Origin of the sequence: Vibrio sp. 10N.222.52.B7, from assembly GCF_041474275.1 — a bacterium.
In the GTDB taxonomy this organism is placed as follows: domain Bacteria; phylum Pseudomonadota; class Gammaproteobacteria; order Enterobacterales; family Vibrionaceae; genus Vibrio; species Vibrio crassostreae_C.
In genome coordinates this window covers 1-15,061 of sequence record NZ_JBFRTU010000134.1, presented here as the reverse complement: position 1 = coordinate 15,061, position 15,061 = coordinate 1, and the positions used below count along the sequence as shown (strand labels likewise).

Sequence of the window (15,061 nt, the reverse complement as noted above, 5' to 3'; positions counted from 1 at the left end):
ATAAAAGTATAGGAATTGGTAATGGAACCTAGTGAAGATCAAAAGCTAGCAGACGAATGGGCTGCAGCACTTGGTGAAGATCCTTCAGCGCCGTCAATTGATGTTGATGATGTGCTTGCGGCACCACTTGATGAGCTAACCGATTCATCATCTCCGATTTCTGAAGATGAGCGTCGTAAGCTGGATACCATTATGGATATTCCAGTGACTATTTCGATGGAAGTTGGTCGCTCTCAGATCAGTATCCGTAATTTACTTCAGTTGAACCAAGGTTCGGTTGTTGAGCTAGATCGAATCGCTGGTGAGTCACTGGATGTGATGGTAAACGGTACCTTGATTGCTCATGGTGAAGTGGTTGTGGTGAACGACAAGTTTGGTATTCGTTTGACTGACGTTATTAGCCAAACAGAACGAATTAAGAAGCTGCGTTAATGAGCTTTTTGTCTCAAAGACTTGCGGGCTCTTTTCTCGGAATGACAGGTTTGTTACGAGGAATCTTGGGAGTAGGGCTATTAACGGCTCCTTCCATTGCCTTTGCAGCAACACCGCCTTCTCTCGATTTAGCGACCACCTTTGGGTCGCTAATTTTCGTTATAGCCTTCATTTTATTTATTGCTTGGCTACTCAAGCGAATGCAAGTACCTGCGATGTCGAATCAACAAGGTTTGGCGATTGTTAGGCAAATCCCTGTTGGTACTAAAGAGCGTATCGCTATTGTGCAAGCGGGTGATGAACAGTTCTTGGTAGGGATTACCACACAATCGATTCAGCTGATCTCTAAGCTCGATAAACCTCTTACTCAGGAGATGCTGGAAAAAAGTACATTTTCAAGTCAGCTTTCCCAGCTAATAAAAAAAGATGCAAACAAGTAACGGACTTTTGAACTCATCTTACTTTCACCAAGCCGGAGTTTTCCGAACGGTGAAAGTGTGGTTGGTTCAGCTTATTCTCCTATGCTCAATCATATTCAGTGTGTCGGTATTTGCACAAGCTGAAGACGGCACCGTCATTCCTGCGAATACCGCTGGCTCGGAATCGGTGACTATCAGCACGATGGAACAAGACCAAGCCAAATCGACAACCATGACCACGGGCAGCTTAACTGGCAATGGTGGCGGCATACCTGCCTTTACCATGACAACCAATGCCAATGGCGGTGAAGACTACTCGATTAACCTGCAAATTCTCGCGTTAATGACCATGCTTGGCTTCTTGCCGGCGATGGTGATTTTGATGACATCGTTCACTCGTATTGTGGTAGTGATGTCTATCTTGCGTCAGGCGATGGGTCTACAACAAACACCGTCTAACCAAGTCATTATTGGTATTGCGATATTCTTGACCTTCTTCATCATGTCGCCAGTGATTAACCAAGTGAACGAACAAGCAGTTCAGCCATATCTTAATGAACAGATCTCGGCACGACAGGCATTTGATGTTGCCCAAGAACCGATTAAATCCTTCATGCTTAAACAGACTCGAATCAAAGATCTTGAAACCTTTGTTGAGATTTCTGGTGCGGAAGTGACTAACCCTGAAGATGTTTCGATGGCGGTTCTGATTCCAGCATTTATCACATCGGAATTAAAAACGGCTTTCCAAATCGGCTTTATGCTGTTTTTGCCGTTCTTAATCATCGACTTGGTGGTGGCATCGGTATTGATGGCTATGGGTATGATGATGTTGTCACCGATGATTGTATCGCTGCCGTTTAAGTTGATGCTGTTTGTTCTGGTTGATGGCTGGAACTTGATACTCTCCACACTCGCCGGCAGTTTTGCCTTGTAGCTGGGGGAATAATGAATCCTGAAATATTCGTAGAGTTGTTCCGAGATGCCCTTTGGATGGTATTAATCATGGTTTGCGCCATCATTATTCCTAGCCTGTTGATCGGTTTGGTTGTGGCTGTTTTCCAAGCTGCGACCTCAATCAACGAACAAACCCTAAGTTTCCTGCCGCGTTTGATCGTAACTTTGTTGGCGTTGATGCTATTCGCACACTGGATGACCCAGATGATGATGGAGTTCTTTTTTGAGCTCATCGAACGCTTGCCGCAAGTTCTGTATTAAACCGATATGGAATACCCAACGAGCCTTGTACTAGAGTGGTTAGCCAATTATTTTTGGCCATACACTCGCATCTCAGTGATGCTGATGGTGATGACGGTAACAGGGGCACGCTTCGTGTCGCCGCGTATTCGTCTGTATTTAGGCTTGGCGATCACTTTTGCTGTGATGCCTGCGATTCCGGCCGTTCCCAAAGAGATTGAACTTCTGTCCTTTCAAGGCTTCCTGACTGTCTTTGAACAGATCGTGATTGGCGTGGCCATGGGCTTTGTTACCCAGTTCATGATTCAAACCTTCGTCATGCTCGGCCAGATCCTCGGTATGCAATCGAGCTTGGGTTTTGCCTCAATGGTCGACCCGGCTAACGGGCAAAACACGCCGGTACTTGGTCAACTGTTCATGCTGCTTGCGACCATGTTCTTCTTGGCGACCGATGGTCACTTGAAAATGCTGCAGCTGGTGGTGTTTAGTTTTAAGACCTTGCCGATTGGCAGTGGATCGTTGACCTCTGTTGATTTTCGAGAGCTCGCATTGTGGCTCGGTATCATGTTCAAAACGGCATTGGCGATGTCCTTGTCGGGCATTATCGCGCTGCTAACGATTAACCTCTCTTTTGGTGTAATGACGCGTGCGGCACCTCAGTTAAACATCTTTTCTTTGGGTTTTGCATTTGCGCTACTCGTGGGTCTGTTGCTTTGTTGGTACATCCTTGGCGGCTTATATAGTCACTATGAGCTATTTTGGATGCAGGGCGAACAACAGATATGTCGTCTAATCCGGTTAGATTGCTAGGAGACTGAAATGGCAGAGTCAGACGGTCAAGAACGCACAGAAGACGCCACGCCCAAACGCTTGCAACAGGCCAAAGAGAAAGGGCAGGTTGCAAGGTCAAAAGAGCTAGCGTCAGCATCGGTATTAATTGTCGGTGCGATTGCTTTAATGTGGTTTGGCGAATCGATGGCGAAGGCTTTGTTCGAGGCGATGCAACGCCTGTTCTCTTTGAGTCGCGACGAGATCTTTGACACTAACAAACTCCTAGAAATCGCTGGTGGTGCACTGGTGAACCTGCTGTTCCCGCTGTTTTTGATACTGATAACTTTGTTTGTTGCTGCCGTCATCGGCGCTGCGGGTGTCGGTGGGATTAACTTCTCAATGCAAGCAGCAATGCCTAAGGCGTCTAAGCTCAACCCACTCAGTGGCATCAAGCGTATGTTTGGCCTGCAAAGCTGGGTTGAACTGCTCAAGTCTATTCTTAAAGTAGCGCTCGTATCGGGGATGGCGATTTATCTGATTCAAGCCTCTCAGCATGATTTAATGCAGCTGAGTATGGATGTGTACCCACAGAACATCTTCCATGCCTTGGATATCTTGCTCAATTTCATCCTGTTGATCAGTTGCTCGCTGCTTATTGTGGTGGCGATTGATATCCCGTTCCAGATCTGGCAACACGCCGATCAATTGAAGATGACCAAACAAGAAGTCAAAGACGAATTCAAAGACACTGAAGGTAAGCCGGAAGTGAAAGGCCGAATTCGTATGCTTCAAAGGGAAGCGGCTCAGCGTCGCATGATGGCAGACGTTCCTCAAGCGGATGTGATTGTGACCAACCCGGAACACTTTTCAGTGGCGCTGCGCTATAAGCAGAATCAAGACAAAGCACCAATTGTGGTTGCTAAAGGTGTCGACCACATGGCGATGAAGATCCGAGAGATTGCGCGTGCAAACGACATCTATATAGTTCCAGCGCCGCCATTGGCGAGGGCGCTTTATCACACCACTGAGCTAGAACAACAAATTCCTGACGGTCTGTTTACGGCAGTTGCACAAGTGCTTGCATATGTTTTCCAGCTTAAACAGTACCGAAAACGAGGTGGTGAGCGACCAAAACTGCAAGATTCTAATATGCCGATCCCACCTGATTTACGTCATTAGATCAATTGCTTGAGCTCTGCGTGATGAACCCTGATAATAGCGAGCTAGCTAATCTTCCTTTTATAGAGGTGATGGCGATAATTTGACGTGAGATGTTGGTACAGTGTTTGCTGTAGTAGCCTGAACATTATAAGCCCATAGCAAACAGCCCTGACTAAGACCTAATCCACTTGTTCAGAGAGCTACAACATAGCGAAACTGTCTAGATTTATGAAATTCTCCCTGCCTTTTGCGGACAAGCTACCTAAAATCCCTAACCGTGCCATGCCTGCGATTGGTGCACCTATTATGGTACTTGCAACGCTTGCTATGGTGGTGTTGCCCATTCCAGCTTTCTTGTTGGATATGTTCTTCACCTTCAACATTGCACTGTCTATGGTTGTGCTACTGGTCTCGGTATATACCCGCAGGCCTTTAGACTTCGCTGCATTCCCAACCGTCCTGCTGATTGCGACTCTACTTCGATTGGCCTTGAACGTTGCTTCGACACGTGTGGTATTGCTTCATGGTCATGAAGGTGGCGACGCGGCCGGTAATGTGATTGAAGCCTTCGGTAACGTGGTTATCGGTGGTAACTATGCGGTAGGTCTAGTGGTGTTCTTGATTCTTATGATCATCAACTTCATGGTTGTAACCAAAGGTGCGGGTCGTATCTCGGAAGTAAGCGCGCGTTTCACGTTAGACGCCTTACCGGGTAAACAGATGGCAATCGATGCCGACTTGAACGCAGGTTTGATCGACCAAGACCAAGCGCGTCTGAGACGTTTTGAAGTCACCAAAGAAGCTGACTTCTACGGTTCGATGGACGGTGCTTCTAAGTTTGTTAAAGGCGATGCGATCGCTGGTATCTTAATCTTATTCATCAACATCATTGGTGGCTTGAGCATTGGTATGGCTCAGTTTGATCTTGGTTTTGGTGAAGCAATCGAAATCTACACGCTACTGACTATCGGTGATGGTCTGGTTGCACAAATTCCATCTCTATTACTGTCTATTGCAGCTGCGATGATGGTAACGCGCCAAAATACTGATGAAGATATGGGTGAGCAACTTGTCTTCCAGATGTTCGACAATCCAAAAGCCTTGATGATCACCGCCGCCATCCTTGGCATCATGGGTATTGTTCCGGGTATGCCACATTTCTCGTTCTTGAGCCTTGCCATCGTTGCAGGCGCGGGGGCGTATTACATCGATAAAAAGAACAAGAAGAAGGCGGAAGAGCCTAACCTTCCGGCGACAGTTGAAGCGAATGGAGAAGTAGGCTCTCAGAAGGAGCTCTCTTGGGATGATGTTCAACCTGTCGATATTATTGGTTTAGAAGTGGGTTACCGTTTAATTCCTTTGGTTGATAGAGACCAAGGTGGTGAATTGCTTGAACGCGTTAAAGGTGTGCGTAAAAAGCTGTCTCAAGACTTTGGTTTCTTGATCCCAGCGGTACACATTCGCGATAACCTAGAACTGACACCAAACAGCTACCGTATTACCCTGATGGGTGTTGCTGTGGGTGAAGCTGAGATTAAGCCAGACATGGAGCTCGCGATTAACCCGGGCCAAGTCTATGGCATGATCGATGGCGAGCCGACGATTGACCCTGCCTTTGGCCTTGAAGCGGTTTGGATTCGTGAAGAGCAGCGTGAACACGCACAAGCTCTAGGTTATACCGTTGTAGATTCTTCTACAGTACTGGCGACACACCTTAGCCAGCTGCTAACCAACAACGCATCGCAGCTCATTGGCCACGAAGAAGTTCAGAACTTACTTGAGATGCTCAGCCGCTCAACACCTAAGCTGGTGGAAGGTTTTGTACCGGATCAATTGCAGTTGGGTGTGGTTGTGAAAGTGCTACAGAACCTGCTGAATGAAGCGATTCCAATTCGTGACATTCGAACCATAGTCCAAACTTTGTCGGAGTATTCAGGTAAGAGTCAAGAACCTGACATACTTACTGCGGCGGTTCGTATCTCATTGAAACGATTAATTGTTCAGGAAATCAATGGTATAGAGCCCGAGTTACCAGTGATAACCTTGATTCCTGAGCTGGAACAAATCTTGCATCAAACCATGCAGGCATCCGGCGGAGAATCTGCTGGTATTGAACCTGGTTTAGCCGAACGTTTACAGACCTCTCTCAGCCACGCTACACAAGAGCAAGAGCTGAAAGGTGAGCCCGCGGTACTATTGACCTCTGGCGTGTTGCGTTCGACTCTGGCTAAGTTCGTGAAGAACACGATTCCAAGCTTGCGAGTCTTGTCTTACCAAGAAATACCGGACGAAAAGCAGATACGTATAGTACAAGCTGTTGGTAATTAAGCCGCCTAATTAGAACGGACAATCGAATTGAAAATTAAACGATTTTTTGCAAAAGATATGCGAACGGCTCTGCTCCAAGTTAAAGAAGAACTTGGTTCAGAAGCGGTGATCATGTCTAACAAAAAGGTCGCAGGTGGCGTGGAAATTGTTGCCGCTATTGATGGCGAATCCAGCCCGTCGACAGCGAGCCAGAGATTAAATAAACCTCAGCAGCCTGCACAAAGCCAATATACGCAAATGGCCGCGCCCGCAGCTCCTGCTGGGCGACGTCAACTAGACGATGACAAGGTTAGCCTACAGTCGAATGTTGAAGGTGGACGCTCAATGACTAAGCGCTTTGCGAATATGCTTAAGCAATACAGTCATGGCGCCGATGATGAGCCACAGCATCGTGCAGAAAATGAAGATTCATTGTCAGCATTGCTCAATCGCCAATCAAGCACGGGCCATAAGCCTCATAGTCATCAGACTCAAAGCAATTTGCAGTCTCATGGCCATCAGCAATCTCACGGTAACCAACAGTCTCACGGAAATCTTGATTCTGCATTTGCTCGTGAAACGGGTTTGTCTAAGTTGATTGCTGAAGACCGCAGAGTAGAGCGCCCGACACCTCGCTTGGATCCTACCCGTTATGATCGTGGTCGAGAGAACACTCAGTCCAAAGGTTCTGATACTGAAATGGAAACGATGCGCGAAGAGATGACCTCAATTCGTCGTCTGTTAGAGCATCAAGTTTCTGGGTTGATGTGGCAAGAAGTTGAGCGCCGTGAACCACTGAGAGCCATGCTTATTAAGCGCCTTGAACGTATGGGTGTATCTGCAGAGCTTGCCGATCAAATGGCTTGCTACATTCCTGAAGATACTAAACCTGCACGTGCATGGAAGGCTCTGTTAGCTCTGGTTGCTGACCAAATCTCCGTTACACAAAAAGATATTTTAAAACGCGGCGGTATTGTGGCTCTACTTGGCCCAACCGGCGTGGGTAAAACAACGACTGTTGCAAAGCTAGCTGCACGTGCTGCCATGGAATATGGCGCTGATAACGTCGCACTAGTGACAACTGACACATATCGTATAGGTGCACATGAGCAGTTATCGATCTACGGCCGAATTATGGGTTGTCCTGTAAGAGTTGCTAAAGATTCTAGCGAACTGGCCGATGTAATATATCAGTTACGTAATCGTCGCCTGATTCTGGTCGATACTGCAGGCATGGGACAACGAGATGTTCGCCTATCTGAGCAGTTAGACACATTGATGCAAGAGAGTGGTTCCGTTATCAATAGCTACCTTGTGTTGCCTGCAACCGCGCAACGCAAAGTGCTGCAAGAAACAATTGAACACTTTAGAAGAATCCCGTTGTCGGGATGCATCATGACTAAGCTGGATGAATCCCTAAGTCTAGGTGAATTCATCAGTGTCGTAATACAAAATGCATTACCAGTTGCTTACATAGCAAATGGTCAACGAGTTCCTGAAGATATCGTTATAGCTCAGCCAAAGTACATGATTGCTAAGGCTAATGAGCTATTAGAAAAATCTACAGAGAATGAACCTCATTACTGGAATAGCGATTCTGAAGGGCTCTAGGCGGCGGATAAATATGAATGAAAATATGATACATGACCAAGCTAGCGGCCTCCGTCGCTTAACCAAGCCTTCACTCACAAAAGTTATCGCTGTAACCGGTGGTAAGGGAGGCGTTGGTAAATCTAATGTGACGTTAGGTATGGCTATTTGCATGGCGCGCCAAGGCAAAAAAGTCATGGTGCTAGATGCCGATTTAGGACTAGCGAACGTCGATATCATGCTAGGTATTCGTTCTAAACGAAACCTTGGGCATGTGTTGGCTGGCGAATGTGAACTTAAGGATGCGATTGTCGAAGGGCCGCACGGAATTAAAATTATTCCAGCGACATCGGGCACTCAAAGCATGACTGAACTTTCACACGCACAGCATGCTGGTTTGATTCGCGCATTCGGTTCGCTTGAAGACGAGATGGATATCTTGTTGGTTGATACCGCAGCCGGTATTTCGGACATGGTGATCAGCTTCTCAAGAGCGGCGCAAGACGTGGTTGTCGTGGTATGTGATGAACCTACCTCGATCACGGATGCATATGCTTTGATTAAGCTTTTAAGCAGAGAACACCAAGTTCAGCGATTCAAAGTTGTTGCAAATATGGTCAGAAGCTACCGCGAAGGCCGAGAATTATTTGCAAAGTTGACTTTGGTCACAGAGCGCTTCTTGAATGTGAGCCTCGAACTCGTAGCATGTATTCCTTTAGATGATAAAGTACGTCAATCAGTCAAGAGACAGAAAATCGTAGTCGATGCGTTTCCTCGCTCTCCAGCTGCATTGGCAATCAGCTCTTTGGCTAACAAAGCCTTGACCTGGCCAATACCAAAAACACCGAGCGGACACTTGGAGTTCTTTGTTGAAAGGCTGCTGAATCGTACTGAATTTATAGAGGAACCATTTGGTGAATAAAGCGCTTACTTACGACCAACACGCTAATCACAATAGCCAACAGGCTTTTTTTGAGAAGTACTCTGTGTTGGTTAAACGTATCGCTCATCACTTGTTGGGGCGATTACCGCCTAATGTATTGGTTGATGACTTAATTCAAGCTGGCATGATCGGCTTGATTGAAGCGCAACAAAACTATGATGGTACCAAAGGCGCAAGCTTTGAGACGTATGCTGGTATTCGGATTCGCGGGGCAATGTTGGATGACATTCGCCGTGGGGACTGGGTGCCGAGATCGGTTCATAAGAACAATCGAGAAATCAGCAGTGCAATTGCGGAATTAGAGGGTATCCTCAACCGCGACCCGAGTGATGCCGAAGTGGCAAAACACATGGGGCTCAGTTTAGAGCAGTATCACAGTGCTTTAACTGACATTAATTGCTCAAGACTGGTTGGAATTGAAGATTTAGGCGTCTCAGATGATGTAATATCTCCGAATGAAGACTCTCAAGATAATACGCCTTTTCAAGGGGTTGCTGATGAGTCATTCCGCCAAGCTTTGATCGATTCGATAAAACAACTTCCGGAAAGGGAAGGCCTTGTGCTTTCGCTTTATTACGACGAAGAACTCAATTTAAAAGAGATTGGGGAAGTGTTAGGTGTCAGCGAATCTCGTGTCAGCCAAATACTGAGCCAATCTATGCAGCGTTTACGCACTAAGTTAAGTGCTTGGACACAGAACGACTAACAACACTGATCCTATTCAGTGGAGGCTAATTTGAACAAAAACATGAAAATTCTCATTGTTGATGATTTTTCAACGATGCGCCGAATTGTTAAAAACCTACTTCGCGATTTAGGTTTCAACAACACTCAAGAAGCAGATGATGGCTTGACCGCGTTACCTATGCTGAAAAAAGGCGAATTTGATTTCGTGGTAACTGACTGGAACATGCCAGGCATGCAAGGGATTGACCTGCTTAAACACATTCGCGCAGACGCAGAACTTAAGCACCTTCCAGTGCTTATGATCACAGCTGAAGCGAAGCGTGAGCAGATCATCGAAGCTGCGCAAGCGGGTGTTAATGGTTACATTGTGAAGCCTTTCACTGCTGCAACGCTGAAAGAGAAACTTGATAAGATTTTTGATCGCTTATAAGCATCAATAAATTTAGGCACTTCTAGGTAAACACTGACTGATAAGTTATCTGTTTATCTCGATAGCCTAAGCGCACAAAGTATGCGGAGTAAGGCCGAATTCAGGATGATTTCATTAGAACAAGCAAAAAAATTAGTAGAGCTGCTTGAGAACGATGAGCAGCAAAATGCTGATTCTCTTGTGAGAAGCATTTATGAAGATAACTTTAGTCTTCAAGACAATCCAATGCTTCAAGAAATAGGAAGTCTGACACGCGACCTCCACGACTCTTTGACTCAATTCAATTTCGATGAACGCATCAGCGTTATCGCAAATGACGAAATCCCTGATGCAAGGGATCGCCTTCAGTATGTCATTGATAAAACGGAAGTTGCGGCAAATAAGACGATGGACGCTGTCGATCGCTGTATGCCAATCGCAGACAACCTACACGAGTGTTTACTTCAAGTAAGGCCTCAATGGAATGAACTGATGCATGGCCGCATTGAGCTGGCACAATTTAAAGCTTTATGTCACCGCATTGATGGATTGCTTGTCCAAGTAGAAGGCGACAGTACTGAACTACGCGGACAATTGACTGAAATCTTGATGGCTCAGGATTTCCAAGATTTAACTGGGCAGATAATCAGCAAAGTTATTACCTTGGTGAATGAGGTGGAAGGACGTTTGGTCGAGATTCTCACGGTATTCGGTGCGAATCAAAAAGAGCCAACTCCAGAGTCAGAGAAGAAAGCATCGATTGCGCCTGAAGGTCCAATTATGAACCCAGAAGAGCGCGAAGACGCTGTCGCATCTCAAGATGAAGTCGACGATTTGTTATCCAGTCTTGGATTTTAAAGGTAACGTATGAGCTACGATTTAGACGAAGATATTCTTCAGGACTTTTTAGTCGAAGCAGGAGAGATCCTTGAACTCCTATCAGAACAACTGGTAGAGCTTGAGAATAACCCTGACGACAAAGACCTATTAAATGCTATTTTCCGTGGTTTCCATACAGTAAAAGGTGGTGCTGGTTTCCTAGCATTAACTGAGCTGGTGGATACTTGTCATGGTGCTGAGAATGTGTTCGACATTCTGCGAAACGGCCAACGCAGCGTAACATCAGGTTTGATGGATACCATGCTGCAGGCGCTAGATACAGTCAATGTACAGTTTCGCGCCGTGCAAGATCAGGAACCTTTAGTGCCAGCCGACCAATCTTTATTGGATGAACTTCACCGTCTCTGTAAACCAGAGTCTGCGGATGAAGTGGCACCAGTAGAAGCGCCGGCACCTATTATCCCTGAACCTGTTGTTGCAGCGCCTGAGCCTGTTATTGCTCCGGAACCTACTGCTGAAAGCTCAAACATCAATGCATCTTCAGTCGATGATATCTCTGAAGATGAGTTTGAACGCTTGCTTGATGAGCTTCACGGTAAAGGTGGTTCACCAACAGCGCCTTCTGCACCAACACCGCCGCCAGCACCCGCTGCACCTCAGTCTGTTGCTGACAGTGGTGATATTACTGATGACGAATTTGAAAAGTTATTAGATGAATTGCACGGTGCGGGTAAGAGCCCGACAGCGGCAAGTTCAACGCCTCCTCCACCACCAACGCCGCCAGCAGCACCTGTTTCGGCGATGTCTGAAGGCGATGATCTGATGACTGACGAAGAGTTCGAGAAGTTACTTGACCAACTACATGGCTCAGGTAATGGACCTTCGATTGAAGAATTGGATGCCGCGACTAAGCCAGCAGAAGTTAAGGCAGTAGCACCTCAAGCTGCGCCTAAACCTGCTGCGCCAGTTGCCGTTAAAGCTGAGCCAAAACCGAGCGCTCCAGCAAAAGCTGAAGTTAAAGTGCCGGCTAAGAAGCAACAAGCTGAAGCGACAGTTCGTGTTGATACATCAACACTGGACACCATCATGAACATGGTGGGTGAACTGGTATTGGTGCGTAACCGACTAGTCAGCCTAGGCCTCAACAGCAACGACGAAGAAATGTCGAAAGCTGTCTCTAACTTAGATGTTGTTACTGCAGACCTTCAAGGTGCGGTAATGAAGACTCGTATGCAGCCGATCAAGAAAGTATTTGGTCGCTTCCCACGAGTTGTCCGTGACCTTGCTCGTAGCTTGAAGAAAGACATCGTTCTTGAAATGCGTGGCGAAGAAACGGACCTTGATAAAAACTTAGTAGAAGCACTTGCTGATCCCCTGATTCACTTGGTGAGAAACTCTGTCGATCATGGTATTGAAATGCCAAACGACCGTGTTGCTGCGGGTAAATCACAAACGGGTAAAGTGATTCTGTCTGCCTCTCAAGAAGGTGACCACATTGAACTGGCTATCGTTGATGACGGTGGCGGTATGGACCCTGATAAGCTTCGTGCTATCGCGGTTAAACGTGGCCTGATGGATGAAGATGCAGCGTCTCGCTTATCAAATAAAGAGTGTTTTAACCTGATTTTTGCTCCTGGCTTCTCAAGCAAAGAGCAGATCTCGGATATCTCTGGTCGTGGTGTGGGTATGGACGTTGTGAAAACAGCGATCAACACACTGAACGGCTCTATTGATATTGATTCAGAAATGGGACAGGGCACCAAGATCACCATCAAGGTTCCACTAACCCTAGCGATTCTACCAACCTTGATGGTCGGTGTTGCAGGTCACCCATTTGCATTGCCATTGGCATCGGTTAACGAGATTTTCCACCTAGATTTAAGCCGCACAAACGTGGTTGATGGTCAGCTGACGATCATCGTTCGCGATAAGTCTATTCCGTTGTTCTACTTGCAAAACTGGCTTGCACCTAAAGCGGGTATTGTTGAACTGCGCAAAGGACACGGCCATGTTGTTATCGTGCAACTTGGTAGCCAACGTGTTGGTTTTGTTGTCGATACGCTGATCGGTCAAGAAGAAGTAGTCATCAAGCCGCTTGATAAGCTTCTGCAAGGCACGCCAGGAATGGCAGGCGCGACAATTACAAGTGACGGACACATTGCATTGATTCTAGATGTGCCGGACTTGTTGAAGCAGTACGCAGCAGCGTCAAGAATTTAATTTAAGGATAAATATGGCGATTAAAGTATTAGTCGTTGATGATTCGAGTTTTTTTCGTCGTCGCGTTAGCGAGATCATCAACTCAGAGGCTCGCCTAGAAGTCATTGATGTTGCAGTAAACGGTAAAGAAGCCGTTGAGAAAGCGAAACAGCTAAGACCTGACGTAATCACTATGGACATTGAAATGCCTGTCATGGACGGTATCACTGCCGTTCGTGAAATCATGGCCGCGTCTCCAACGCCTATTTTGATGTTTTCATCGTTAACGCATGATGGAGCGAGAGCAACGTTAGATGCGTTAGATGCAGGTGCTCTCGACTTCTTGCCTAAGAAGTTTGAAGATATTGCACGTAACCGCGACGATGCAGTTGCATTGCTTCAACAGCGTGTGATTCAGATTGCAGCAAAGCGTGCGTTTATGCGCCGTGCTCCTATTACGCCGAGAGCGACAGCAACGACTTCAACAGCTACGCCATTGCGCCAGCCGATTTCAACAGCAGCTTCGACTTCGACAGCGAAGCCTGCGGTTGCATCTACGGCGAAATTCAGAGCGTCAGGTAAGAAGTATCAATTAACAGCAATTGGTACGTCGACTGGCGGCCCTGTTGCTCTACAGAAGATTTTGACTCGCATCCCTGCTAACTATCCACACCCAATTGTGTTAGTTCAGCATATGCCAGCAACATTCACTGCTGCTTTTGCGAGCCGATTGAACACCTTGTGTAAGATTGAAGTTCGCGAAGCGCAAGACGGTGATGTGTTAAAACCTGGCGTGGCGTATCTTGCTCCGGGTGGTAAACAGATGATGGTGGATGGCCGCGCAGGGTCTGCACGTCTACGAATTATCGATGGCGGCGACCGCATGAACTACAAGCCTTGTGTGGATGTCACATTTGGCTCTGCAGCGAAGATCTACGGCGACAAAGTTTTGTCTATGATACTGACCGGTATGGGCGCAGATGGTCGAGAAGGTTCGCGTATGTTGAAAACTGCGGGCTCGACGATTTGGGCACAAGACGAAGATAGTTGTGTTGTATATGGTATGCCTCAAGCTGTAGCAAAAGCTGGCATTTCTACTGAAGACCTCCCTCTAGACCGCATCGCGGAAAGGATCTTGGTTGAAGTTGGGTTAGCTTAGGTAAATCGAAATGATTGTTTGGAGTGTTGCAAACCAAAAAGGTGGTGTTGGTAAAACGACCACGACCGTGACTCTAGCAGGTTTACTTGCGTTGAAGGGGCACCGTGTTCTGTTGGTTGATACTGACCCACATGCATCACTGACCACCTATCTGGGTTACGATTCAGATACGGTGGAATCGAGCCTGTTTGATCTGTTCCAGTTGCGTGAGTTTAACGTGCAGACGGTAAGACCTTTGCTTTTACAAACAGAAGTCGAAGGTATCGATATTATCCCTGCGCACATGTCTTTGGCGACATTAGACCGTGTAATGGGAAATCGAAGCGGCATGGGGTTGATCTTGAAGCGTGCTTTAGCCGCTTTGAAAGACGACTATGACTATGTATTGATCGATTGCCCGCCAATTCTGGGTGTGATGATGGTCAATGCATTGGCTGCTAGCGATCGTATATTGATTCCGGTACAGACTGAGTTTTTGGCGATGAAGGGCTTAGAGCGCATGATTCGCACTTTGACCATCATGCAGAAGTCTCGCAAAACACCGTTTAAGGTTACGATTGTCCCAACGATGTACGACAAGCGAACCAAAGCCTCACTGCAAACATTAACGCAGCTCAAAGATGATTACCCAAACCAAGTTTGGACGTCTGCTGTGCCGATTGATACCAAGTTTCGAGACGCGAGCCTAAAACGCTTACCAGCATCTCATTTTGCATCGGGTAGCCGTGGTGTATTTGCTTATAAACAGTTGCTTATTTATCTCGAAAGGTTGGCGATAAATGAGCGCGAATAAAGAATCAACAATGGCGCAGCCAAGTCTCTCTAGTGAACAAGCACTGGATGATTACTTTACTGCGTTATTAGGCGATGAAAGCTTTGAATCTGACGATTTTTTTGTTGACGAGTCGAGCGACGAATCACAATCTGAAGAGCCAGAGCCAGAGCCA

Annotated in this window: 15 protein-coding genes and 1 pseudogene; all 16 read left to right on the top strand. The window is 46.7% G+C overall.

The genetic code is table 11. From position 1 onward, the window contains the following. Window positions 1–21 precede the first annotated feature (21 nt). Window positions 22–432 (top strand): flagellar motor switch protein FliN, encoded by a 411-nt coding sequence (fliN, locus tag AB4512_RS21365; protein WP_004739851.1) that lies wholly within the window; start codon window positions 22–24, stop codon window positions 430–432. Continuing rightward, complete coding sequence (gene fliO / locus AB4512_RS21360; RefSeq protein WP_017060675.1) at window positions 432–872, top strand: flagellar biosynthetic protein FliO; 441 nt, start codon at window positions 432–434, stop codon at window positions 870–872. Before fliN ends, fliO begins: the two co-directional genes overlap by 1 nt. Further along, a complete protein-coding gene (gene fliP / locus AB4512_RS21355; protein ID WP_372147805.1) occupies window positions 859–1,788 on the top strand; it encodes a flagellar type III secretion system pore protein FliP in 930 nt (309 codons plus the stop codon). The genes fliO and fliP overlap by 14 nt, the downstream gene beginning before the upstream one ends. A gap of 11 nt (window positions 1,789–1,799) precedes the next feature. Then, a complete protein-coding gene (gene fliQ, locus AB4512_RS21350) occupies window positions 1,800–2,069 on the top strand; it encodes a flagellar biosynthesis protein FliQ (protein WP_029235191.1) in 270 nt (89 codons plus the stop codon). Between the two features lie 6 nt (window positions 2,070–2,075). Beyond that, complete coding sequence (gene fliR / locus AB4512_RS21345) at window positions 2,076–2,858, top strand: flagellar biosynthetic protein FliR (protein WP_372175603.1); 783 nt, start codon at window positions 2,076–2,078, stop codon at window positions 2,856–2,858. Window positions 2,859–2,867: 9 nt separating this feature from the next. Next, entirely contained in the window at window positions 2,868–3,998 is a 1,131-nt protein-coding gene (flhB, locus tag AB4512_RS21340) for a flagellar biosynthesis protein FlhB (RefSeq protein ID WP_017060671.1), read from the top strand. Between the two features lie 210 nt (window positions 3,999–4,208). Then, window positions 4,209–6,308 (top strand): flagellar biosynthesis protein FlhA, encoded by a 2,100-nt coding sequence (flhA, locus tag AB4512_RS21335; protein WP_136979579.1) that lies wholly within the window; start codon window positions 4,209–4,211, stop codon window positions 6,306–6,308. A gap of 27 nt (window positions 6,309–6,335) precedes the next feature. Next, window positions 6,336–7,898: a flagellar biosynthesis protein FlhF gene (gene flhF / locus AB4512_RS21330; RefSeq protein WP_029235190.1), complete on the top strand. Its 1,563-nt coding sequence runs from the start codon at window positions 6,336–6,338 to the stop codon at window positions 7,896–7,898. Window positions 7,899–7,911: 13 nt separating this feature from the next. Further along, window positions 7,912–8,799, top strand: a complete 888-nt coding sequence (locus AB4512_RS21325) for a MinD/ParA family protein (protein WP_017060668.1) — start codon at window positions 7,912–7,914, stop codon at window positions 8,797–8,799. Continuing rightward, the gene (locus AB4512_RS21320; protein ID WP_017060667.1) at window positions 8,792–9,526 is read left to right on the top strand and encodes an RNA polymerase sigma factor FliA; all 735 of its coding nucleotides are present in this window, start codon (window positions 8,792–8,794) and stop codon (window positions 9,524–9,526) included. Before AB4512_RS21325 ends, AB4512_RS21320 begins: the two co-directional genes overlap by 8 nt. 42 nt (window positions 9,527–9,568) lie before the next feature. After that, the gene (cheY, locus tag AB4512_RS21315) at window positions 9,569–9,937 is read left to right on the top strand and encodes a chemotaxis response regulator CheY (RefSeq protein ID WP_016767062.1); all 369 of its coding nucleotides are present in this window, start codon (window positions 9,569–9,571) and stop codon (window positions 9,935–9,937) included. Between the two features lie 105 nt (window positions 9,938–10,042). Further along, on the top strand, window positions 10,043–10,774 hold the full coding sequence (locus tag AB4512_RS21310) for a protein phosphatase CheZ (RefSeq protein ID WP_017064113.1): 732 nt from the start codon (window positions 10,043–10,045) through the stop codon (window positions 10,772–10,774). 9 nt (window positions 10,775–10,783) lie between these two features. Next, the gene (locus AB4512_RS21305; protein ID WP_017064112.1) at window positions 10,784–12,976 is read left to right on the top strand and encodes a chemotaxis protein CheA; all 2,193 of its coding nucleotides are present in this window, start codon (window positions 10,784–10,786) and stop codon (window positions 12,974–12,976) included. A gap of 13 nt (window positions 12,977–12,989) precedes the next feature. Beyond that, entirely contained in the window at window positions 12,990–14,114 is a 1,125-nt protein-coding gene (locus AB4512_RS21300; RefSeq protein WP_017071205.1) for a chemotaxis response regulator protein-glutamate methylesterase, read from the top strand. Window positions 14,115–14,124: 10 nt separating this feature from the next. Beyond that, complete coding sequence (locus AB4512_RS21295; RefSeq protein ID WP_017071206.1) at window positions 14,125–14,907, top strand: ParA family protein; 783 nt, start codon at window positions 14,125–14,127, stop codon at window positions 14,905–14,907. Beyond that, window positions 14,894–15,061 (top strand): annotated as a pseudogene (locus AB4512_RS21290) (chemotaxis protein CheW); the annotation flags it as partial. The gene AB4512_RS21295 and the pseudogene AB4512_RS21290, both read left to right, overlap by 14 nt.